Source organism: Skermanella stibiiresistens SB22, assembly GCF_000576635.1.
GTDB classification, from domain to species: Bacteria; Pseudomonadota; Alphaproteobacteria; order Azospirillales; family Azospirillaceae; genus Skermanella; species Skermanella stibiiresistens.
Genome location: NZ_AVFL01000050.1, coordinates 1 through 22072, shown reverse-complemented (window position 1 = coordinate 22072; position 22072 = coordinate 1). Strand labels below are relative to the sequence as shown.

16 protein-coding genes and 4 pseudogenes are annotated in these 22072 nt (G+C 63.9%); 13 read left to right on the top strand and 7 right to left on the bottom strand.

Annotated elements, in window-relative coordinates; genetic code table 11:
• The first annotated feature begins 284 nt into the window (after nucleotides 1-284).
• The 4 genes and pseudogenes from N825_RS33150 to N825_RS33135 all read left to right on the top strand — a co-directional run bounded on the left by N825_RS33150 (nucleotide 285) and on the right by N825_RS33135 (nucleotide 3615).
• Nucleotides 285-1181, top strand: coding sequence for a PEP-CTERM/exosortase system-associated acyltransferase (locus N825_RS33150; protein WP_198039028.1), 897 nt, complete (start codon nucleotides 285-287; stop codon nucleotides 1179-1181).
• Nucleotides 1159-2157: a metallophosphoesterase family protein gene (locus N825_RS33145; RefSeq protein WP_157619714.1), complete on the top strand. Its 999-nt coding sequence runs from the start codon at nucleotides 1159-1161 to the stop codon at nucleotides 2155-2157. Before N825_RS33150 ends, N825_RS33145 begins: the two co-directional genes overlap by 23 nt.
• A gap of 124 nt (nucleotides 2158-2281) precedes the next feature.
• A pseudogene (locus N825_RS33140) lies at nucleotides 2282-2530 on the top strand (IS6 family transposase); the annotation flags it as partial.
• A gap of 115 nt (nucleotides 2531-2645) precedes the next feature.
• Nucleotides 2646-3615: pseudogene (locus N825_RS33135) on the top strand (IS5 family transposase).
• 511 nt (nucleotides 3616-4126) lie between these two features.
• Here the strand turns inward: N825_RS33135 and bdcA are convergent.
• The 5 genes from bdcA to N825_RS40605 form a co-directional block, all read right to left on the bottom strand.
• Complete coding sequence (bdcA, locus tag N825_RS33130; RefSeq protein ID WP_037461174.1) at nucleotides 4127-4837, bottom strand: SDR family oxidoreductase; 711 nt, start codon at nucleotides 4835-4837, stop codon at nucleotides 4127-4129.
• 70 nt (nucleotides 4838-4907) lie between these two features.
• A complete protein-coding gene (locus tag N825_RS33125) occupies nucleotides 4908-5738 on the bottom strand; it encodes an oxidoreductase (protein ID WP_037461173.1) in 831 nt (276 codons plus the stop codon).
• A gap of 24 nt (nucleotides 5739-5762) precedes the next feature.
• Nucleotides 5763-6734: an NAD(P)-dependent oxidoreductase gene (locus tag N825_RS33120; protein WP_245613306.1), complete on the bottom strand. Its 972-nt coding sequence runs from the start codon at nucleotides 6732-6734 to the stop codon at nucleotides 5763-5765.
• 349 nt (nucleotides 6735-7083) lie between these two features.
• The gene (locus tag N825_RS33115) at nucleotides 7084-7668 is read right to left on the bottom strand and encodes a substrate-binding domain-containing protein (protein WP_245613305.1); all 585 of its coding nucleotides are present in this window, start codon (nucleotides 7666-7668) and stop codon (nucleotides 7084-7086) included.
• Nucleotides 7569-7907 carry a LysR family transcriptional regulator gene (locus N825_RS40605; protein ID WP_245613304.1) on the bottom strand — a complete coding sequence of 113 codons (339 nt, stop codon included), beginning with the start codon at nucleotides 7905-7907 and terminating at the stop codon, nucleotides 7569-7571. The genes N825_RS33115 and N825_RS40605 overlap by 100 nt, the downstream gene beginning before the upstream one ends.
• A gap of 281 nt (nucleotides 7908-8188) precedes the next feature.
• Between N825_RS40605 and N825_RS38340 the strand changes: the two are divergent.
• The 3 genes and pseudogenes from N825_RS38340 to N825_RS41100 all read left to right on the top strand — a co-directional run.
• A pseudogene (locus N825_RS38340) lies at nucleotides 8189-8992 on the top strand (IS5 family transposase).
• Nucleotides 8993-9223: 231 nt separating this feature from the next.
• On the top strand, nucleotides 9224-10930 hold the full coding sequence (locus N825_RS33100; RefSeq protein WP_037461172.1) for a methyl-accepting chemotaxis protein: 1707 nt from the start codon (nucleotides 9224-9226) through the stop codon (nucleotides 10928-10930).
• A 156-nt stretch (nucleotides 10931-11086) separates the two neighbouring features.
• A pseudogene (locus N825_RS41100) lies at nucleotides 11087-11332 on the top strand (transposase); the annotation flags it as partial.
• Between the two features lie 432 nt (nucleotides 11333-11764).
• On the opposite strand, the gene N825_RS33095 reads toward N825_RS41100, so the two are convergent.
• Nucleotides 11765-13471 (bottom strand): bifunctional protein-serine/threonine kinase/phosphatase, encoded by a 1707-nt coding sequence (locus N825_RS33095; RefSeq protein ID WP_037461170.1) that lies wholly within the window; start codon nucleotides 13469-13471, stop codon nucleotides 11765-11767.
• Nucleotides 13468-14490 (bottom strand): glycosyl transferase family protein, encoded by a 1023-nt coding sequence (locus N825_RS33090; protein ID WP_051513934.1) that lies wholly within the window; start codon nucleotides 14488-14490, stop codon nucleotides 13468-13470. Before N825_RS33090 ends, N825_RS33095 begins: the two co-directional genes overlap by 4 nt.
• A gap of 206 nt (nucleotides 14491-14696) precedes the next feature.
• Between N825_RS33090 and N825_RS33085 the strand changes: the two genes are divergently transcribed.
• From N825_RS33085 to N825_RS33060, 6 genes are all read left to right on the top strand, one after another.
• Complete coding sequence (locus tag N825_RS33085; RefSeq protein WP_037461167.1) at nucleotides 14697-14891, top strand: hypothetical protein; 195 nt, start codon at nucleotides 14697-14699, stop codon at nucleotides 14889-14891.
• Between the two features lie 375 nt (nucleotides 14892-15266).
• Nucleotides 15267-16478 (top strand): nitrate/nitrite transporter, encoded by a 1212-nt coding sequence (locus tag N825_RS33080; protein WP_037461165.1) that lies wholly within the window; start codon nucleotides 15267-15269, stop codon nucleotides 16476-16478.
• A 25-nt stretch (nucleotides 16479-16503) separates the two neighbouring features.
• A complete protein-coding gene (locus tag N825_RS33075) occupies nucleotides 16504-18615 on the top strand; it encodes a molybdopterin oxidoreductase family protein (protein WP_037461163.1) in 2112 nt (703 codons plus the stop codon).
• A 48-nt stretch (nucleotides 18616-18663) separates the two neighbouring features.
• Entirely contained in the window at nucleotides 18664-19014 is a 351-nt protein-coding gene (locus N825_RS33070; RefSeq protein WP_037461161.1) for a hypothetical protein, read from the top strand.
• Nucleotides 19015-19068: 54 nt separating this feature from the next.
• The gene (nirB, locus tag N825_RS33065; protein ID WP_037461159.1) at nucleotides 19069-21513 is read left to right on the top strand and encodes a nitrite reductase large subunit NirB; all 2445 of its coding nucleotides are present in this window, start codon (nucleotides 19069-19071) and stop codon (nucleotides 21511-21513) included.
• Nucleotides 21514-21516: 3 nt separating this feature from the next.
• A complete protein-coding gene (locus N825_RS33060; protein WP_063833981.1) occupies nucleotides 21517-21909 on the top strand; it encodes a Rieske (2Fe-2S) protein in 393 nt (130 codons plus the stop codon).
• Nucleotides 21910-22072 lie beyond the last annotated feature (163 nt).

Genomic DNA, 22072 nt, shown 5'->3' with positions numbered 1-22072 from the left:
TGGTTATGAGGTTAACAGTATTCATATTCCTCTTCATTTGGCAATAGGATTAAAGTTCTGCGTGCAACATTGTCAAAAAATTAACGTATCTTGTGTTGAAATGTATTTCATTACGCTGTATTCAATGGTGTATTCTGGAATTTAAGATCCTCGTCCTTACTAAGACCGTTTTTACTGGATAATTATAAAATAGGCCGCAATAACGATCCATACCTAAAATCTGATGCTCAATGCGACAGTGATGCGTGCTTCCTAAAGAAATACTGAAAATAATGGAGCGAAAAATGGCAAATAACTCAAGCAGCAACCGTAACTCTTTGATATCGGAGGCAACCCATCTTCAATTGGAGATGCCACAACATTCTTGTCAACAGCCATCTTTTAATATTCTAAATTGCTACAACGAAATATTTTCATCGTCAATCGCGACATCTCAGGAAATGTGTGAAGCCTGTTTCCGGATTCGCTTTCAAACTTACTGCATCGACAACGGGTTCGAAGATCCGGCCAGTAGGCCCGACGGGCTCGAGCGGGACGAGTTCGACAGCCATTCCGTTCACTCCATCCTGACCCACAACGCGACGGGCGACGCGATCGGCACGGTGCGGCTGGTTCTGCCCGATCAGGATGGCTGGCGTCGCGCCTTGCCGATACAGCGTGTCGCCAGCGCCTTGGTCACCGACCGTACCGCTCCCTTCCCGATCATGCGCACGGCCGAGATTTCCCGCTTCTCGATTGTCAAGAGTTTCCGCAATTACGTTCCCGATCGAGGATTCGAGGCGCGGCTCTCGTCCGATGAGTGGCGCAAGATACTGATCCATCTACCGCTTGGCCTCATCAAATCCTGTGTCGAGATGAGCGCGCGTGAGGAAATGTCCCATTGGGCCGCCGTCATGGAGCCGGCGTTGCTCCGTCTGTTGACGCGGTTGGGCATTCATTTCAACCCGCTCGGATCGCTGGTGGAGCATCACGGTCGGCGCCAGCCTTGCTGGACCGATGTGGGTACGATGCTGGACCGTGTACATGCCGAGAGACCAGACGTCTGGAACGTGATCACCGACGGTGGCGAACTCTGGCCTCAATCGGGAAACGGAACGTTTGAGAACTTGGCGCGACATCGTGAGTCAACGACAAAACCCTCCCGCCAGGGAGGGGTGGATGAATTCCGCCCGGTGCCATGATCCGCGGCGGCCCGCGCACGGAGGATGGACGACAGGTCCCGAAGAGGGCGACCTGGGTTGGGGGGCCTGGGCTGGCCCGGCGAACGAACTCCTCGGCAAGCCAGGTTCGTGGAACGGTTCCCGAGCGTCGGGCCGCATCTTCGACCCTGGACCAGAAGGCGACGTTCGATGGGTTGGGATGCTCGAAATGAAATTCGCGTTGGTTTCAGATCTGCACGTCGATCGGTATCCCGACAATCAGCCGCTGGACTGGCTGGTCGTGCGGACATGGAGCGGCACTGGCACCCTGGTGATCGTCGGTAACGTGTCGGACTGTCTCCAGCGAACCATGCGGGAGATCCTGATGGCCCGGCGGGCGTTCGACACCGTGATCTTTGTCGAAGGCCCATGCGAGTATGATGGCGGGCACTTGATAGCGGAAACTGTCGAACAACTGCGGAGTTTCGCGGAGCGTCATGATGGCATCCACTATCTGGGAACAGGTCCCGGCATCGTGATAGATCAGACGCTCGTGTGCGGCATCGCCACCAGGAGCCACCTCGACATGCGCGTCGTCGATGGCGGGCAGGGACGGGATGACCGATCCGTGGACCATGTCGTGCTGCTGGCCCAGCGGGTGAGAGACGCGGCGGCTGACCCCCATATCCGCGAAGTCATGATTGTCACCCATATGGCCCCACATGCCGACGCCATCGCTTTCACCGACGATCCCCTGCGGGACCTGGAAAGGGAAGCCGCGTGCACCGCCGCCCTGACGCCGATCTGGTCGGACTGTCTGGACGGCGGGAAGCTGACCACATGGTGCTTCGGCCATTCCCGTCTATACCAGGACTTCACCGACGAGGGTGTTCGGTTCATCAGCAATCCGCGCGGGTATCGGGGAAACCTTGGAGACAATCCCTATACCGTGCGGGTGGTGGATACGTCCACTCTCACGGACGAGGGCTTCGGAGGCAGCAGACAAGTATACGGGTGAGTTGTCGATCGTGTCGCCGGACGTGGGTTGGCGGATCGGCGCGGTTCCGGGGTTTATCGATCAGGTCGATTTCTGCCGGGAACCCGCGACCATGCGGCGCGATGTCTGCCGGGTGTGGAACCGGATGATCGACGAAGTCGCGGCATGGCCGCCGACACGGCTTGCCTCGCCACGCTCCTACCGATTCCCGGCCGAGGTGATCGGCTACGCGGTCTGGTTTTATTTCCAGTTCCCGTTGAGCCTGCGGATGTTCGAGGAGATGCTGGCGCCGCGCGGCGTTGCGGTCAGCCATGAGACGGTGCGGCGGTGGGGCCCAGGGTTCGGCCGGGAGATCGCCGACGGCATCCGCGATCGGCGCTTGGCGCGAGGAGACTAGTGGCACATGGAGGCGTTGGCGCAGGGAGGCAGGGATGAACGAGTTGCCAGCAGATTGGGCAGCCCAGTTGAACGGCTTCCTCTTCCTTCCCGCGGACTGGTCAGCCCCCGACATGCCGAACAAACACAATGACGCCCAGCGCCATCATATCCCGAAAATGAAGTTCAAAGTGACGAACTGGTCGGCCTATGAGGCCGATTTGCGGCGGCGTGGCAGCCTGACACTGTGGATCAGCGATGAAGCCATCGCAGCCTGGAGGGCAGCGCCACGGAAAACGCCCGGCGGTCAGGCGCGCTATTCGCAGACAGCGATCGAGACAGCACTCATGGTCAGGCTGGTGTTTCACCAGCCGCTGCGCCAGACGAAGGGGATACTCGGATCGCCGCTGGACCTCATGGGCATTGACCTGCCGGTTCCCGATCACACGACAATCAGCCGATGGGTGGCACAGCTGACGCCGGCGCCGCGGACTGCCCTGCCGGATGGCGCGGTCATTCTGATGATTGATGGCACCGGTCTGAAAGTCGCCGGCGCCGGCGAGTGGCATTGCTACAAGCATGGCATGCGGGGGCGGTGCACTTGGCGCAAGCTCCACCTGGCGGTCGACGCGGCGACCAACACCATCGTCGCCGCAACCCTGACGAACAGCAGCGAGAGCGATGCCGGTCAGGTCGGGCCGCTGCTGGACCAGACTGACGAGCCGCTCGCCGCTGTCATTGCCGACAGCGCCTACGACCAGGATCGGGTTTACGATGGTGTGGACGAGCACTCCGCGGAAGCTGCGGTTGTCGTGCCGCCACGCTCGAAGGTCGTGCTCAGCCCATCGGCCGAAACCGATCCAATCCAGCGCGACCGCCATATCCAGGTCATTGCAGAGCAGGGCCGCATGGGCTGGCAAAAAATCTCGGGCTTATGATACGAGGGCCGGGGCGGAGGGTGCGATGAGCCGATACAAGAGTATCATCGGCGACACCATGCGCTCGCACACCCGGGCGGGCCAGGAGGTCGAAACGCGGATCGCCGTCACCATCCTCAACCGAATGCTCCACCTCGGACGCCCGGACGCCGTCCGGGCCGCTTGAAGATCACCGAACCAGGGAGAAATCCGTGCTCGTCGGCCTCCGTGCACCATAGCAACAACACGGGTTCTCTGGCACCGGAACAGAGAGCCGAGACTGCGATCAGGATGGCCCTGATCGACAAGAGCGGTCCGACCGGTGGTTTCTTCGGGAGTCACGGCGGCCAGCCTTGGTAGAGCAACTAGCTAGCATGGAACCCTAGATTATGAGCTGCGACGGGTGTGCTGTCGAGCATCGGCCCCATTCCCGTCGCTCTTAAAAGACCGCCCGGGTAGTCGATCTGGACGTCCCTAGCGGGAAGCGTGGACGCGACAGGCAGAGCCAGACCGGAATGTACTTTTGTTCGGCAGAGATCTTACTGAATCCGTTCTCGAGTGCCCATTCTCGAAATCTCCGAGCGCAGTTGAAGAAACGGATCTCTTCCAAAGCGATCGAATGACCGCTTCAAGGAAGGATCAAATGCCGTCCGACCGCTGTAGCCGTCCGCTTTCACCGCTCGGCACATCACCTACGATCAGGCAGCGAAACCGCCGTCGATCGTGTGCATGGCACCTGTGATCCCACGCGCCTGCGTGCTGGCTAAATAAAGCGCCAAGCCCGCCACTTCGTCGGCGGTGCCGTAGCGCTTGATGGCCATTTGCGCGATCATGGAAGCCGCCCGCGGGCCTGCGGCCGGGTTCATGTCAGTGTCGGTTGGTCCAGGCTGGATGACATTGACCGTGATATCGCGCGGGCCCATGTCCCGTGCCAAGCCACGTGTCATGCCCTGCATCGCCGCCTTGGTCATCACATAGGCTGAAAGCCCCGACCACGGCATGTTGTCAGCGGTGTCGGATCCTATGACGAGAATGCGGCCTCCGTCGGGCATCATCCGAGATGCTTCGACACTGCCGAAATAGGCGCCGCGCACGTTGACATCGATCATCCGGTCAACGTCGTCGGCGACGATCGTCAGTGGATCGCCGAGCACCAGCAGCCCGGCATTGTAGAGGAAGATGTCGATCGGCCCGGCGTTGCCGATCGCCGCGATAAGTGCTTCGCGGTCGCCGGCATCCGCTTGGACCGCCTGCGCGCCGGTTTCGGCCGCGAGCTGATTGGCTGCATCGGCCGAGGCGGCATAGGTGAACACCACGGATGCGCCGGCTTCGGAAAAGCGCCGCACGATCGCGGCGCCGATGCTTCGGCTGCCGCCGACGACGAATACCTTGCGGTTTGAGAACTCCATCGTGCCTGTCCTTTGCATACTGAAGGGATTTCGATTGTCGATGTTCGCTGGGCATCGATCCGATCCGGCATCAAGCCAGGTCGAAGTCCGTGCGGATGGCGACGTCGCGCCACGCGTCCATGTCGTTTCTGAACGCCGCGAACTTCCGTTCGGCGGTCTCGTAAGCCACGGAACCAAGCGGAAGGTGCAACGGCGGGTCACCGTCGTCGTACGGTCGCAGGATCACCTCCACCGCCTTGACGGGATCGCCAGCCTGGACGCCGTCGTTGGGTTCCCGATACCGCCGCCGCCTTCCCGAGCTCGCCTCGTATTCCGGCATCTGCTTGGCCGCCATGGTGAGGGATCGACCCAGGAAATCGGTGCGGAGGCGGCCGGGTTCGACGATGATCACCCGAATGCCGAACGGTTTCAGCTCGTCGGCAAGAGCCTCCGACAGACCCCCGACCGCCAACTTCGCCGCGTTGTAGTTGCCGCCTCCCGCAGAGCCGGCGATGCCCGCGCCCGAAGACAGGTTAACGATCGTTCCGCCCCTGCGCCTTAGGACAGGCAACACGGCCTTGGTCGTCTTGATGAGGCCGAAGACGTTGACGTCGAATATCGGACGGTACTCTTCGGGTATTCCCTCCTCGATCGCGCCGAAGTGGCCGTAGCCGGCATTGTTCACGAGAACGTCGAAGTAGCCGAATTCGTCAACCGCGCTCTGCACTGCGGAGGCGGCCGACGAGGTGTTAGTCACATCCAGTGGCAACGCGATCATCCGGTCACCATAGGCGGCAGCCAAGTCCGCGATCGAACCTGGGTCGCGAGCCGTTGCGACCACCCGGTCACCGTGTTCCGCAGCGGCCATGGCAAGGCGTCTGCCGAAGCCGCTGGAGCAGCCGGTGATGAGCCAGGTCTTCATTGGACGTTCCCCTGTTGAATTCCTTCAGATTGCGAACCATGCGGACCGTGAAGGGTGACATCGGCCATGATCGACCAGTCCATCTCCCCCAGCCCTGGACAATACGGCATCGCTCGACCGCCCCCGCACGGCGTCGAGCAGCGGCAGGGGGCGTCCCGTCGCGACCCCGACCTCGGTCGCGAGGGGCAGATCCTTGAGGCCGAGCTTGGTCTTGAATCCCGGCTCAAAGGCGCCCAACGCAATCTGGGCGCTGTAGGTCTCATGGGTCCGGCCAGCGAAGAGTGTCCCGAGGATTAAATCGAGGAAGCGAGACCGATCGAGACCGACGCTTTCGGTCAAGACGATCCCCTCCGCCATCGCCTCGATCGCCATCGCGACCATCATGTTCGCCGCAAGCTTGGCGGCGTTGGCCTGGGCGGGGGTCTTGCCGAGCCTCCAATGTTTCTTGCTGAACGAAGTGAGCAGGGGCTCCATGGCGGCGACGGTGTCTTCCTTGCCACCGACCAGCATGTTCAGCTCGCCCTTGGCGTCAACGCCCGGACGGTTCAGCACTGGTGGTGAAACAAAGCCGATGCCCGCCTCTGCATGGCGCGCCGCAAGCCCGTCGGCGAAGGCGACCGAGATGGTGGAGGTGACGACGTGGGTCAGCCCGCTGCGTGCGCCCTCGAGCAGCGCGCTGTCGAGCACCACCTCCCGGGTCGCGGCGTCGTCGGAAAGCATGGTGAAGAGCACTTCGGCTTGGAAGGCGTCCGCGGGCCTGTCCACCAACGTGATCCCTTCGACCGTCTCCCGTGCCAAGATCGTGCGGTTCCAAGCCCTCACGTCGTGGCTGCCTTGACGAGGTTGCGCGCAATGGGTACGCCCATTCTGCCAAGCCCAATGAATCCTATCTGCATCGTCTTCCCCCGATAGCTGGTTTGGTTGCTCGAAAACTTCCGGCTGGACGCTACTGCAACACTCGCAGTGGGCGTCGCGCTTCGGCGTCGGTGCTGCCATTACAGGAAGCCGAACGGAAGTATCGAGCCGCAGCCTCAGGTCAGAAGCTACGTGTTCAGAAACGTCGGGAAAACTGACGATCCTGCACGTCCGGTGTTCAGTTTCGTTCGAGACAAGCCGGAAGCGAAGGGATCGACGCTCTGAGGAACCGCGCCACGAACGGTCTCCGATCGCAGACCTGCGCCGCCTCGCATCAGCCTATTTTTCTGGGGTCGACAGACGGGGACGTGAGCCGTCGGCACCCGACAGGTTCGGAAGCGGGGGGGGGGCGTCGAATGTCGCGCACCATGGCGTTCCCGGACGTCCCAGCGCAGATCGACCGGATCCGCGTCGCCTCTCCCACGCGTATTCAGGCCTGCATGTGGGAGATGTGGACTGTCACGGTCGCGATGAAGGCCCGGAGACGCTGGAGGTGCTTCAGGTCGCGATGGTAGCCCATCCAAATGTCACGACCCGGCGGCTCAGACGGCAGGGCGCGTCGACGCAACCCTGCGACCTGATCGCCGACGACCTGCGGCAGGACGGCGATTCCGCCGCCTTGCCTGCACATGCGCGCTTGGACATTGCGATTGTTCGAGCGCAACACGGGTCGGGCATTCGGGAACGCTTCCATGAGCCAGTCTATGTCAGGAAACTTCCCGGTCGAGGTGTCGTGCGTGATGAGGCGGAACCCGGCTCCGTCACGGTATGCCGGATAGAGACCGTCCGAGGCGACGTACACGCCGTAGTTCAAACGGATGAGCTTGCGTTGCACGACATCGGAGGTGTCGAAGGGAACGATCCGGAAGGCGACGTCAGCCTCCCGCTGCGCCAGACTGAACAGCCGCGTGCCCGTCAGGATTTCGACGTCCACGCGAGGATGGACCCTGGAGTAGTCGGCCACAATCGGCGGCAGGACGTAGGCGCCAAACCAACAGGCTGAGAAGATGCGCAAGCTCCCCCGCTTTTCCCGTTCCTCTCCAGCAAACCGCCGTCCATCACAAGGGCGCTTTCCTTCATCCGCTCCGCCAACGCAACGATGCCGTTGCCCTCGTTTGTCAGGACAAATCCAGCGGCCGTGCGTTGGAAGAGCGCATATCCTGTCGCTTCCTCGAGCGCACGAATCCGCCGCCCGACAGTCGGGTGGCTGATGTTGAGCGTTCGGGCACCCCGCCAAAGGGGGGATCGTGCCACGGCCAGAAAGATCCGGATGTCGCCCCAGTGCCTGACGTCGACCTAAGGTTGCAAACGTGCGGCGTTTAAAATTCTCATCCCCAAGGGGTCGAGTTCGCCCTTTTCGTCTATTTTGTCGATGCCATGCTATGCTACCCGGCCCCACATCGATGGTAGAGAACCAATCCCGTGCGGCTTGACGCAAACGAAAGCCGAGAACGATCGACCGTCCGTTCAGGCTCATGGATAAGAGCGCCTAACAAAACCTTGATGGACGGGTTTCTTGGGCCTACCTGAGGGGCATGGCGAAACCCCTTGTCAGCGATGAGGTGTGGGCGGTGGTGGCGCCGCTGTTGCCGTCACGCCCGCCCCGTCCGAAAGGCGGTCGGCCGCCGGTCGATGACCGGGCGGCGCTGACCGGCATCCTGTCCGTGTTGAGGAGCGGCATTCCTTGGGAGATGCCGCCCCGGGAGATGGGCCGCGGCTCCGGGATGACCTACTGGCGGCGGCTGCGCGACTGGCAGGCCACGGGAGTCTGGGAGAAGTTGCATCGCGTCCTCCTGGACAGGTTGGGCGAGACCAACGCGATCGACTGGAGCCGGGCGGCGCTGGACAGCTCCAGAGTCCCGGCAAAAAGGGGGCCTTGAAACAGGGCCGAACCCGACGGACCGCGGCAAGCCGGGCTCCAAGCGCCACATAGTCGTCGACGCCAACGGCGTTCCACTGGCCGTGACCCTGTCGGCCGCCAATGTCCACGACAGCCGGTCGCTGGAGCCCACGGTCGACGCCATCCCACCGGTCCGCCAGTGCGCGGGCCGGCCACGCCGCCGTCCCGACAAGCCGCGCGCCGACAAGGCTTACGACTTTTCCCGATGCCGACGCGCCGTGCGCCAGCGCGGGATCATTCCCCGCATTGCCCGACGTGGCTCGAGGACGGCGGGCGTCTCGGACTGCATCGCTGGAAGGTCGAGCGCACCTTGGCTTGGTTCGCCCGCTTCCGCCGGATCTCCATGCGATACGAGCGCGGACTGCATATCTTCGCCGCTTTCCATCACCTCGCCGCCGCCCTGATCACCCTCCGCTTCGTCGAAAGATGGTTTTGTTAAGGCGCTCTAACCCACGTTCAGCGTGTCGCTCCGCTGCGGGACCTGATCTCCGTCGCCTGAAACGGCAAATGGTGGTCAGGCGCCTGCCCGTTGCGCAACTTGCCCCAAGATCTGATCGACCCTTCAAAGAGATAATTAATCTATTATGATTAAAGCTGGCAAAACCTCGCGGTTGTCCGAAGATGTGTGAAATCGGCTTGGTGCTTAAAGTTGAAATTTGGGAGGGGGAGCATGTTCGGCACGCTCAAGAAATCAAAGATAGCCATCCGACTGGTTTTCAGCTTCGGCGGCATTCTTGCTCTTCTGATGGTCCTGACGCTGATAGCCGTCAAGGAAGTGAACACCATCAGCACCCGTTTATCGACGATCAATGACGTCAATAATGTCAAACAAAGATACGCGATCAATTTCCGAGGCAGCGTCCATGATCGGGCGATCAGCTTGCGCGATGTCACGTTGTTGACCGAAGGCGGAGAGGTCAAGTCCGAACTCGCCAACATCGATCGGCTGTCCGCCGACTACGCCCGGTCGGCGGATCTGCTCGACGGGATGTTCCTCGCGCGCAGCGACATCACGCCCCGGGAGCGTGAGATCTTGGCGGGCATCAAGGAGATCGAGGCCAAGACCCTGCCGCTGACCCGGAAGGTGATCGATGCCCAGCAGGTGGGAAACACCGCTCAGGCCAGGGATATCCTGGTCGGACAGGCCCGTCCGGCGTTCGTCGAGTGGCTTGCCCGGATCAATCGGTTCATCGACCTGCAGGAGGAGGAGAACCGGAAAGTCGCGGCGGACGCCAGTGCGATCGCGCAGCGCTTCCAGATGTTGATGTTCGCCCTGTGCGGCGCGACGCTTCTCATCGGCTCCGGGCTCGCGTGGTGGTCCATCCACTCGGTCAAACCCCTGCGTCGGCTGACCGAGACGACGCTCCGCTTGGCCGGCGGCGATCTGACAACCGAACTGCCGAAGACGACTGGCAAGGACGAGGTCGGCGACATTATCCAGGCCGTGCAGGTGTTCAAGGACAACATGGTCCGTGCCAAGCGGATGGAGGAGGAGACGGCGGAAGCCGAGCGTCGCGCCGAATCCGAGAAGCGGCGGGCCATGAACAGTCTGGCCGACCAGTTCGAGCGCAGCGTCGGCTCCATCGTCGGCCTGGTCTCCACAGCCGCGTCTGAACTGGAATCGGCGGCGCGTATCCTGAATGGGACGCTGGAACAGACCAACGACCAAGCCGGCACGGTCGCCGCGGCGGCCACACAGGCGACCGCCAACGTGGAGACGGTGGCGGTCGCCTGCGAGGAACTGGCGGTATCGGTCCGCAACATTGGATCGCAGGTTCGTCAGTCGTCGGAGATTTCCAATCGCGCTGTCCGCAACGCCGAGGCGACGCGTGCCACGACCGAGGGCCTTGTCGCCGCCACCCGGAACATCGGGGAAGTGGTTAAGCTGATCAACGACATCGCCCAGCAGACGAACCTCCTGGCTCTGAACGCGACGATCGAGGCCGCGCGGGCGGGCGAGGCGGGCAAGGGATTCGCCGTCGTCGCGTCGGAGGTGAAGAACCTGGCCAACCAGACCGCCAAGGCCACCGAGGACATCACCTCCCAGATCGCGGATGTGCAGGACGTCACCCAACGCATGGTGGACTCGATCCGGGAGATCGGCGAGGTGATCGCCGAAAGCAGCGCGATCGCGTCCGAGATCGCCACGGCGGTCGCCGAACGGGACGTGGCGACGCAGGAGATCGCACGCAACGTCCAGCAAGCTTCCGCGGGCACGTCCCAAGTGTCCGACGCGATCGTTCAGGTGAGCGGGGCCGCCGCGGAAGGCGGTTTGGCCGCGACCCGTGTGCTGTCGAGCGCCAAGGACCTGTCCCGCACGGCGTCTGGTCTACGTGAGGAGGTCACGGCATTCCTCGCGAAGGTCCGCGCGGCCTGACTGATCGGGCTAGAGACACTGTGTCGCGTGGATTGGATACATGCCTCAGCCCTCCAGCCGCGTTCTCTATCCGACTAGGCCCTAGCCCAGCGTGTTGCACGAATGGGCGGGGTGGCGTAGGGAAAAGTCCGTTTCGATGCTCCGGATCTGTCCTTCATGCCGCATAAATGCAATACCGATCGTCGCCACCATATTCCACGGCCGAAGTGGCGGGTGACGAACTGGGCAGCGTATGACGAGGCGCTGCGACAGCGGGTAGGTCTGACCGTGTGGTTCACGGATGAGGCGATCACCGCCTGGAAAGCGGCGCCGCGGACGACACTGGGAGGTCAGCCCCACTACTCGGACCTCGCGATTACGATAGCTCAAACATTGCGCGCTGTGTTCCACCTGGCGCCGCGCCAGACCGAGGGCTGTGGACATCGATGGGGTGGGAGCCTACAAATTCGAGGTCGGCGACCTAGTGGCCATCATGTGCGGGCTGCTTGGCTTCGGGCATTGTCACATAAACATGGGGTGCGAGCAACTCGCAACATAATATGTCTTTTGCAGCGACTTCAGGAGCATAAAATATTCCTTCTTCCAGCGAGAGTAGCACAGAAGTTGCTCGTGAGAGGCTTGCCCAGCGAGGGTGTGACAATGCCCCGCAGCGCCTCGTTATACACCGCCCAGTTCGTCACCCGCCGCTTCGACTGCGGAATGTGGTGGCGGCGAGCCGCGTTGGCTTTATGCGGCATGAAGGCGGGATCCGGAGCATCGAAACAAGGCGCCCCTTACGACATCCCCTCATCCTTGCAACACGCGGACCCCATCCCGTTAATATGACGATGCCGTTTAGAGGTGTGAAACCAGCAGTGTCAATCCCAGGATCACCGAGAAGACCTGCCAGAACCGCACCGGGTCGCGCTCATATAGCGTCGGCTTCCGAAGACTGACGGGACCGCCGCGCGACAGCCCGTTCTCCAACTCCGCCGCCAACTCGATCGCGTCGGCGATGCGCTCGCCACGCTCCACCGCGACGGCGCGCTCCAGCACGGCGTCGAGCCAGCCGGGCAGGTCGGGCCGGTGACGCGACAGGGGAGTGGGCTTGCCGAAGCGGGGCCGGCTGAACGGTTCGATCTCGCCATAGGGGTAACGGTCGCAGAACATCCGGTAGACTGTGACGCCGAGGGCGTAGACATCGCTCGCCTCGTCGCCGCTCTCCCCCGCCAGCAGTTCGGGCGCCATGTAGCTGGGCGTTCCGGGGATGTCGGCGGTGGGGAACTCCTCGATCCGGGGCAGGCGGACCACGCCCAGGTCGATCAGCCGGAGCCCGCCGCCCGACTCCAGGATCACGTTGTCGGGCTTGATGTCGCGGTGGACGATCCCGGCGCGGTGCAGGGTGGAGACCGCCTTGCACAGCTTCAGCGCGAGCTCGACACCTTCCCGCAGGTTCGGCCGGGGTTTCCGCGACAGGCGCCGTTCCAGCGTCTCGCCCGCATAGAACGGCATGACCGAATAGAGGGGGGTCTGGCGTTCCGGCGGGATGTCGATCACCTCGCCGATCCAGGGGCTGTGGATTCGCGCCGCCACCCAGGCCTCGCGCAGGAACGCCAAGTGATACGTAGTCTCCTCCGTGACGGTCGGCTGCGGGAACTTGACCACGATCTCGCGGTCGCCGTTGAGGGTGTCCACCGCGCGGAACAGCCTGCTGTAGCGTCCGTCGGACAGCACGCCGTCGAGTTGGAAACCGTCCACCGTCTCGCCCGATCTCGGCGCCGGGTCGCGTACCGGCAGCGCCGTGATCGCCAGTTCCAACTCCGCGTGCTCGACCGGGGGCAGGCTGACGACATCGATGACGAGAGCGGTCACGTTGTCGGCGCTGCCGGCGTCCAACGCCGCGGCGGCGATCTCGCGAGCCGTCTCCTCCGCCACCAGGCGGCGCGACAGCAACTCCCTCAGGCGGCGGTCGCCAAGACCGCCATGGACGCCGTCTGAGCACAGCAGGAAGCGGTCATGCGGCTTCAACGCCTCGACTGCGTGGTCCAGCCGGACCGTCCGCTCGATGCCGATGGCGCGGAACAGGACATGCCGAAGGTCCGGATGCCTCAGCGTGTGATCCTCGGTCAGCAAGTCCAGCCGGTCATCCCTCAGCCGATAGGCGCGGCTGTCGCCGACATGCAGGACATGGGCCTTGCGCCCCAGCAGGATCAGCGCGGTGAAGGTGCAGGCCGCGTTCTCCAGCGCCGCGTCGGTCTGGCCGAGCTGGTGGAGCCAGCCGTTATAGGCGTCGATCGACGCGGCGGCGGCGTGCTGGACGCCGATCGTCTCTGGTTGGGCGTGATACCCGTCGATGAAGGTCCTGACGGCCAGTTCCGCCGCGACCCTGCCGCCTTTGGCTCCGCCGACGCCATCTGCGACAGCCGCCACGATGCCCCGGCGGGCGCGCTGCGCCGGCGTGCCCTGGTACAGCCCCGCGTAATCCTCGTTGCGCGGGCGCCGGCCCTGTTCCGACGCGATGCCGAACTGGATCTTGATGCCGGTCGCGCGCGCCTCGGTCATGCCGACGTCAAGCGACCCGTCACTGGTGGAACCGCGTCAGCGGGCGGGAGCGCCACAAGGCCTCGGCCATCTCCTCCGCCCGCTCGATCTTGTCGGCCCGGCCGACCGCCTTCAGCCTGACCCGCCGCCGTGGCGATCACCGCCTGCTCGGCGATCGGGTTATCCAGCTCGCCGGCCCACAGCGATGCTGGGTGGCGCAAGTCCAGGTCCTCCGCCCGCCATTGGTATGTCGTCTCCATCCGCTCGGCCAGCCGGGGAGCCCTGAACTCCTCCGCCGCCTCGCCGTCGATCACGGTCGCGACCGTGCATTCCTTCAGGGGGGAGCGTTGCGCCTCGCCGCCGATGCCTTTGAAGATGGCGACGTGCGGCTGGCCCAGGCGGATCGCGATCTCCTGATGCAACGGGCGATAGGGCGGATGGAAGACGCTTTGGATCTGCGCTGGCCCCCCCAGCGGGTTGATGTCGCGGGAAATATTGTTGACCGCCGTCCGCACGCCGAGCAGCGGTCGAAGCTGGAACAGCCGCTCAAGCTCCGGGCAGAAGTCCCGCAAGCGGATATAGGCGAAGTTGGAGCTTCGCAGTTGGCCGGCCGCCTCTGTCAGCGAGCCGCAGGGATGGATGCCAAGCCGCGCCAGGGCCGCCGGGGTGGAGGCGTGGCCTTCGATCCCGTGCATCAGCACCTTGATGCCTTCAGACGCCAGCAACAGCGTCGACAGGACGAACCACGGCTGCTGGCAATGGCGGTCGGCGTAAGACGGCCAGTTCAGGTCGGGAACCATTGCGTCGTCGGGTATCGCCAGCACGGATTTGGCGGCGCGGACGAAGCCAGCCAGTTCCGCCCCGGTCTCGCCCTTGCGCCTCAGCAGCAGCAGCAGGAAAGCGCCAAGCTGGATTGGATCGACCTCGCCGCGCAGGACCATCGCAATGGCGGCTTCCGCCTCGTGCTCCTCCAGATCGTGGAACAGCTTCGGGTCCTTGCACAGCGCCCTGGTGTATTCGGCGAACGGATGCTCCTGCATGCTTGGCTACTTTCCCGAATGTTCGACTGGGGCATGGTGGATCGCGCGCCAGTATAGGACGCGATGGCGCGCTGCGGCCAGTTCGTCTGTCAAGTCGTCGGAACGAGGGTGACCGTCTCCCGTTCCCCCCATGACGTCCCGATTCATAATTCATTCCGTAAAAGGATGCCGCCATCGCTGAGGACAATGAGGATCAAGCCCATGAAATGGCTCGCGAGGGTCTGGAAAAGGCGAAAAGTAAGAAGCCAGGCGAGGCCGCCGAACTGATCGAGGAGGCGAAACGCCTGGATCACCACGCCATCGCCGATATCGCGCCAGAAAGCGAGGACGCCGACCGCGACGATCCGGAAGCGGCGGCACCGACATCCGTTCAACCCAAATTCTCGGGTTTCCAGGGCTGATCGCACAACGATTGGTCACAGTGTCGACAAAGCGGCAGGTTGAGTAAAGAGCGGGCACCCACCACCGAGCCAACCGCCTGCGTTTCAAGCGATCACCGCCGCCCGGCATGGCTCCATGCCGGGCGGCGTCGTATCATCGGCTTTCCATAATTCGGAAGATCCTCGTCTAGCCCTTCCTCGCGGGAAAATCACCGTCCCAACTTGGGCCTGAAGTGATATGCCGCACAAATAACCAGTACCATCGCGCTAGTACCCAACAAGTTGGCACGGGGGTTGCCAAGGTTCTAACGGATACTGCGGAAACAAAAGAATGCTCAATTTTATGGTTCATAGCGCCATCACCAAGTCCGTGGGAATCATTCGGGAAGGAGCTACATGCAATCCAGTTTCTGGAAAGCGGGTCATCCACCGACCCTTTTCGCCTCGTTCCTATATTTCGACGTCAGTTTCATGGTGTGGGTGCTGCTCGGCCCACTCGGCGTCCAAATCTCCCAGACCCTATCGCTCAGCGCGGCCGAAAAGGGCCTGATGGTCGCGACGCCCGTGCTCGCCGGGGCCCTCCTGCGCGTCGTCATGGGGCTCATGGTCGATCGTCTCGGGCCCAAGCTGACCGGCGTCATCGGCCAGATCCTGGTCATCGCCGCCCTCGGCGTGGCGTGGCTGATCCAGCTCTCGGCCCTTTGGCAGGTCATGCTGCTGGCGCTCTTCCTGGGGGTAGCCGGAGCGTCCTTCGCCGTCGCCTTGCCGCTGGCGTCGCGCTGGTATCCGCCCGAGCATCAGGGAACGGCGCTGGGCATCGCGGGAGCCGGCAATTCCGGGACCGTCTTCGCCGCCCTGTTCGCGCCGTCGCTCGCCGCGTGGTACGGCTGGAACAGCGTGTTCGGGTTGGCCTTGATCCCGCTCGGCATCGCCTTCATCGCTTTCATCATCATGGCGAAGGACAGCCCGGACGCGCCGCCTCCCAAGTCGCTCAAGGAATACTTGGCCGTTCTAAAGGCCGGCGACGCATGGTGGTTCATGTTTTTCTACAGTGTGACGTTCGGCGGCTTCGTCGGCTTGGCGTCATCGCTGACCATCTACTTCAACGATGTCTATGGCCTCGGCGCCGTCGAGGCTGGCTATTTCACGGCCGCCTGCGTCTTCCTCGGTTCCGTGATGAGGCCGGTTGGCGGCTATCTCGCCGACAGGATCGGCGGCATCCGCTCGCTCAGCATCATGTACGCCATAGCGGCGTTCTTCCTGATCATCGTCAGCTTCGGCCTGCCCAACGCGTGGCTCGCTCTGATCGTGTTCGGCTGCGCCATGCAGGCCCTGGGCATGGGCAACGGCGCCGTCTTTCAACTGGTGCCGCAACGCTTCCGGCGCGAGATTGGGGTCATGACCGGCTTGGTCGGCATGTCCGGCGGCATCGGCGGCTTCTACCTGGCATCGAGCCTGGGCCTGTCGAAGCAGTGGTTCGGCGATTACCAAGCGGGCTTCCTGGTCTTCGCAATGCTGGCGATCATCGCCTTCCTGGGCCTGACCGGCGTCAAGAAGCGCTGGCGTACGACATGGGGCGCCGCCCACATGACCGCCGCCAAGGTTTGATGAAATGCCGGGATCTGACGGCATCATGGAATCGCGGACGGAGACCCACTGTCCCTATTGCGCCTTCCAATGCGGCATGACCCTGGTCCGGGAGGAGACGGCCGACGGCCCGCGATTGACCGTCCATTCCCGCGATTTCCCAACCAACCGGGGCGGGTTGTGCCGCAAGGGCTGGACGGCGGCGGACCTGCTGACGTCCCCGGAACGACTGACCACGCCCCTGATGCGCGACCGCAAGGATGGACCTTTGCGGCCCGTGTTGTGGGACGCGGCGCTGGACAGGATCGCCGGCACCATCCGCGCCACCCAGGAGGCCCACGGTCCCGCCGCCGTCGGCGTGTTCGGCGGTGGCGGGATGACCAACGAGAAGTCCTACGCGCTGGGCAAGTTCGCCCGCGTCGGACTGGGCACTCCCAACATCGACTACAACGGCCGCTTCTGCATGGCGTCGGCCGCGGCGGCCGGGATCAAGGCGTTCGGTCTCGACCGGGGCTTGCCGTTCCCGCTGGAGGACATCGAAAAGGCCGACGTCATCCTGCTGGTCGGCGGCAATCCGGCGGAATCGCTGCCGGTCATGATGCAGTACTTCGAGGAACAGAAGCGGCGTGGCGGCCGCCTTATTGTGGTCGATCCGCGCCTGACGCCCACCGCTGCGCTGGCCTCCCTGCATCTCCAGATCACGCCGGGCACCGACGGGGCGCTCGGCAACGGCCTGCTCAATGTCCTGATCCAGCAAGGCCATCTCGACCTCGACTACATCGCCCGGCGCACCACCGGGTTCGACGAGGTCCGCCGCACGGTCGCGGCCTATTGGCCCGACCGGGTCGAGCGCATCACCGGCATTCCCGCCACCCGGATCACCGAGGCCGCCCGCATGCTGGGCACCGCCAAATCGGTCATGATCCTGACCGCGCGCGGGCCGGAACAGCAGAGCAGCGGTGTCGACAACACCCTGTCCTTCATCAATCTGGCACTGGCCCTGGGGCAGGTCGGCAAGCCCCATGGGGGGTTCGGCACCTTGACGGGGCAGGGCAATGGCCAGGGTGGGCGCGAGCACGGCCAGAAGGCCGACCAGCTTCCCGGCTACCGCAAGCTCGACAATCCGGAACACCGCGCCCACGCCGCCGCCATCTGGGGCGTCGAGGAGAGCAGCCTGCCGATGCCCGGCCTGTCGGCCTGCGAGTTGCTTGCGGCGCTGGGCCGCGCCGATCCGGAGCTTCCGAGCATCCGGGTGCTGCTGGTGATGGCCAGCAACATCGCCGTCTCCGCCCCGGATGTCAGCCGCGTCCAGCGCGGATTGCGGGCACTCGACCTGCTGGTGGTGTCGGACATCTTCCTGTCGGAAACGGCGGCCATGGCCGACATCGTCCTGCCCATCTCCCAATGGGCGGAGGAGGAGGGTACCATGACCAATATGGAAGGCCGGGTCCAACTGCGGCGCCGCGCCACCTGCCAGCCGGATGGCGTCCGGACCGATCTCCAGGTGATCAAGGCCATCGCCGACCGGCTCGGCCGCGGAGCTTACTTTTCCGACGACCCGCGCGCGGTCTTCGAGGAGTTGCGCCGGGCCAGCGCCGGCGGTGTCGCCGACTACGCCGGCATCACCTGGGAACGGGTCGCGACTGAGGATGGCGTCTTCTGGCCCTGTCCGGACACCGGGCACGCGGGAACGCCCCGGCTGTTCGCCGAGAGCTTCCCTACCCCCAACGGCAAGGCGCGCTTCAACCCGGTCAATCACCGCGCCTCCGCCGAGGAGCCCGACCAGTTCTATCCGCTCTACCTGACCACCGGCCGGGTGCTGTCGCAGTACCAATCCGGCGCGCAGACCCGCCGCGTCGCCGCCCTGACCGACGCTGAGCCCGGCGCTTTCGTCGAGATCCACCCTGGCATGGCCCGCAACCACGGCATCCGGAATGGCGACAGGGTGCGTCTGGTCACCCGGCGCGGTGACGCCACGCTCACCGCCCGTCTCGTCACCACCATCCGGATGGATACGGTCTTCGTGCCGTTCCACTGGGGCGGCGAGGGCTGCGCCAACCTGCTGACCAACCCCGCCCTCGATCCCGTCTCCCGCATTCCGGAATTCAAGGTTTGCGCCGTCCGCGTCGAGCGGGCGGACGCTACCTTGAGGCACTGAACCCCATAATCGAAGACCAACTGGCAACGACTCTTGGAGTAACCGGACATGATGGATTCAACCCCCCGCTTTCTCAACGGCGTCTTCGAGTTCGAAGGGCGCGGCCTGTCCCGCCCGACGGAGGTCGATCCGGCCCTGGCCTACACCGTGCCATCCGACAAGCGCACCCAGTTGATCTACCTCAGGGCCGGCAACTCATTGGACGAGATGGTTTATCTGGTCCTGACCAAGAACGGCGCGCCGATGCGCTATTTCCCGGTTGGCGCCCAGGCCGGCGTCCATGTCCCGCTGGCCGTGGTCGAGGACCTGTTCCCCGACACCAAGCTGGAGGTCTTCCTGGCGGCACCCGAGGGCAAGGGCGGCACGCTCGTGCTCGACATCGGCCTGATCGAGATTTGAGGCCGTCCATACCTCCCGACCTCTTTCCTATAGCCAACTTCCCTGGAGTGAACCATGGGCAAGCGTAAACTGGTCGTGATCGGCAACGGCATGGCGGGCGCCCGCGCGGTGGAGGAAGTGCTCGCCCGCGGCGGCGCCGACATGTTCGACATCACGATGTTCGGCGACGAGCCATATGGCAACTACAACCGCATCCTGCTGTCCAACGTCCTGAACGGCAGCCAGTACCCCGCCGACATCGTGATGAACCCGCTGGACTGGTACCGCGACAACGGCATCACTCTGCACGCGGGATCTCCCGTGACCGATATCGACCGCGCCGCCAAGACGGTGCGGTCCGCCGCCGGCGTCCACGTCTCCTATGACCACCTGATGATCGCGACGGGCAGCCGCGCCTTCATCCCGCCGGTCGAGGGCATGACGGGGGCCGACGGCCAGCTCCGCCACGGTGTCTACGCTTTCCGCACGCTGGACGACTGCGACGGCATCATCGCCAAGGCCAAGGAGAGCCGCCAAGCGGCGGTTATCGGCGGTGGCCTGCTCGGGCTGGAGGCGGCGCGTGGCCTGATCAACCACGGCTGCAAAGTCCACGTGATCCATATCGGCAAGCACCTGATGGAACAGCAGCTCGACGGCCCGGCCGGCGCCATGCTGCGTTCCGCGATGGAGGCGATGGGCGTCGAGGTCCATCTACACAAGTCCACCACGGCGGTGCTGGGCGACGAGCGTGGCATCACCGGCCTTGCCTTCAAGGACGGCACCACGGTCGAGTGCGACCTGATCGTCGTCTCCGCCGGCATCCGGCCCAACGCCGAGATCGGCATGCGCTGCGGCCTGACGGTGGAGCGGGCGATCGTGGTCGACGACCACATGCGCTCGATCGACGACCCCGACGTCTATGTCGTGGGCGAGTGCGCCCAGCACCGCGGGCGGGTCTATGGGCTGGTGGCGCCGCTGTGGGATCAGGCGAAGGTGTTGGCCGAGCACATCACCGGCCGCAACCGCCAAGCCGCCTATCATGGCTCCAAGCTGGCGACCAAGCTGAAGGTGATGGGCGTCGAGGTCGCGGCCATGGGCATCACCGAGCCGACCGAGGAGCGCGACGAGGTCGTCCAGTTCACCGAGCCCAAGCGCGGCACCTACAAGAAGCTGATCGTCCGCGACGGCCGTCTGGTCGGCGGCATCCTCATGGGGGACATCAGCAAGGCGGCCTATCTGATGCAGGCGTTCGACCGCGACACCCCCTTGCCGGAGGAACGGCTGTCGCTGCTGTTCGACATCGGCGCCCCGGCGGAGAAGGTGACGCTGGAGGAGATGCCGGGCGAGGCGCAGGTCTGCAACTGCAACGGCGTCACCAAGGCCGCCATCGGCGCCTGCGTCGCCGGGGGTGCTAGGAACGCCTCGGCGGTGATGAAGGCGACGCGCGGCGGCATGGGCTGCGGCTCGTGCAAGGGCCTGATCAACGAACTCGTCGATTTCTTCTGCGGCGGCGAGGCCGAGGAGGATCCCTCGATCCACTATTACGTGCCCGGCGTGCCGCTGTCGACGACGGACCTGATCGACGCGATCGTCGCCAACGACCTCCGGTCGGTGTCCTCGGTCTTCAAGGTGCTGGCGGGCGGCAAGGAGGACCCCAGCAGCAAGCCCGGCCTCGCGAACCTGCTCTCCACCGTCTGGAAGGGCGAGTACGAGGACGAGCGCGACGCCCGTTTCATCAACGACCGCATGCACGGCAACATCCAGAAGGACGGCACCTTCTCGGTCGTGCCCGAGATGCCCGGCGGCGTCTGCACCCCGGACGAGTTGAAGCGGATCGCGGATGTGGCGGTCAAATACAAGATCCCCCTGGTCAAGCTGACCGGCGGCCAGCGCATCGATCTGGTGGGCGTGCCGCGTGACGACCTGCCGGGTGTCTGGAAGGAGCTGGGCATGCCGGCGGGCCACGCCTGGGGCAAGAGCTACCGCACCTGCAAGTCGTGCATCGGCACCGATCACTGCCGCTTCGGCCTGGGCGACAGCATGGCGCTGGCGACCAAGATCGAGCGCCGCTTCCGCGGCATCGACAGCCCCGGCAAGCTGAAGCTCGCGACGGCGGGATGCCCGCGCAATTGCTCCGAAGCCTATGTCAAGGACATCGGCGCGGTCGCGATCGGCGATGACAAGTGGGAGATCTACATCGGCGGCGCCGCGGGAGCGCACATCCGCAAGGGCGACCTGCTCTGCGTGGTCGGGAGCCACGACGAGGCGCTCCAGGTGATGGGCCGTTTCATGCAGTACTACCGCGAGACGGCCAAGTGGAAAGAGCGGACCTACAGCTATGTCGAGCGGGTCGGGCTCGCTAAGATCAAGTCGATCGTGATCGACGACAGCGAGGGCATCGGCGACCGGCTGGACAAGTCGATTCAGCAGTCGATCGACGCCTATCGCGACCCCTGGCTGGAGGGCCAGCAGCCCGCCACCCCCAACCAATTCACGTCACTCGTACCAGCGGAGGGTTGAGCCATGGCCGATAGCTTCAATCTGGGACCCCTGGCGGGCCTTCCCACCGGTGAAGGCCGCACCTTCAAGCTCGGCGACCGCCGCGTCGCCGTTTTCCGGACCCGCGAGGGCGCCGTCTACGCCACCCAAGCCAGTTGCCCGCATCGGACGGGGCCCCTGGCCGATGGATTGCTCGGCGGTCACTCGTTGGTCTGCCCGCTGCACGACTGGATGTTCGATTTGAGGACGGGGCAATCGCTGAACGGCGCCTGCGGCATAAAGACCTACGTCGCCCGCGTCGAGCTGAATGGCAGCGTGACGGTAGAGGTCGATGACGAAGATGAAATCGTTGCCAGCTTCGACGTCGGCGTGCGGCAAGGCATGACGAGCGATATCGCGACGGATGCCGCGAGGTAATACACCGAAAGAAACAACAATGTTGACAGAAAATGCGGATTTTTTACAAAATCCGCATGATTCCGCAATCGTCAAGCGATTGGACGGCGGCTGACCTTGCACGCTCAGCCAAGCACCGTTCTCTTATTGCGGGCCGGGATTCAAGTCCTCTTGGTGAGTTATT

What these genes read in the sequence shown, in the direction of transcription:
- N825_RS33150 (WP_198039028.1), top strand. Translation starts at nt 285, where the DNA reads ATGGCAAATAACTCAAGCAGCAACCGTAACTCTTTGATATCGGAGGCA.
- N825_RS33145 (WP_157619714.1), top strand. Translation starts at nt 1,159, where the DNA reads ATGAATTCCGCCCGGTGCCATGATCCGCGGCGGCCCGCGCACGGAGGA.
- bdcA (WP_037461174.1), bottom strand. Translation starts at nt 4,837, where the DNA reads ATGGAGTTCTCAAACCGCAAGGTATTCGTCGTCGGCGGCAGCCGAAGC.
- N825_RS33125 (WP_037461173.1), bottom strand. Translation starts at nt 5,738, where the DNA reads ATGAAGACCTGGCTCATCACCGGCTGCTCCAGCGGCTTCGGCAGACGC.
- N825_RS33120 (WP_245613306.1), bottom strand. Translation starts at nt 6,734, where the DNA reads ATGGCAGCACCGACGCCGAAGCGCGACGCCCACTGCGAGTGTTGCAGT.
- N825_RS33100 (WP_037461172.1), top strand. Translation starts at nt 9,224, where the DNA reads ATGTTCGGCACGCTCAAGAAATCAAAGATAGCCATCCGACTGGTTTTC.
- N825_RS33095 (WP_037461170.1), bottom strand. Translation starts at nt 13,471, where the DNA reads ATGACCGAGGCGCGCGCGACCGGCATCAAGATCCAGTTCGGCATCGCG.
- N825_RS33090 (WP_051513934.1), bottom strand. Translation starts at nt 14,490, where the DNA reads ATGCAGGAGCATCCGTTCGCCGAATACACCAGGGCGCTGTGCAAGGAC.
- N825_RS33085 (WP_037461167.1), top strand. Translation starts at nt 14,697, where the DNA reads ATGGCTCGCGAGGGTCTGGAAAAGGCGAAAAGTAAGAAGCCAGGCGAG.
- N825_RS33080 (WP_037461165.1), top strand. Translation starts at nt 15,267, where the DNA reads ATGCAATCCAGTTTCTGGAAAGCGGGTCATCCACCGACCCTTTTCGCC.
- N825_RS33075 (WP_037461163.1), top strand. Translation starts at nt 16,504, where the DNA reads ATGGAATCGCGGACGGAGACCCACTGTCCCTATTGCGCCTTCCAATGC.
- N825_RS33070 (WP_037461161.1), top strand. Translation starts at nt 18,664, where the DNA reads ATGATGGATTCAACCCCCCGCTTTCTCAACGGCGTCTTCGAGTTCGAA.
- nirB (WP_037461159.1), top strand. Translation starts at nt 19,069, where the DNA reads ATGGGCAAGCGTAAACTGGTCGTGATCGGCAACGGCATGGCGGGCGCC.
- N825_RS33060 (WP_063833981.1), top strand. Translation starts at nt 21,517, where the DNA reads ATGGCCGATAGCTTCAATCTGGGACCCCTGGCGGGCCTTCCCACCGGT.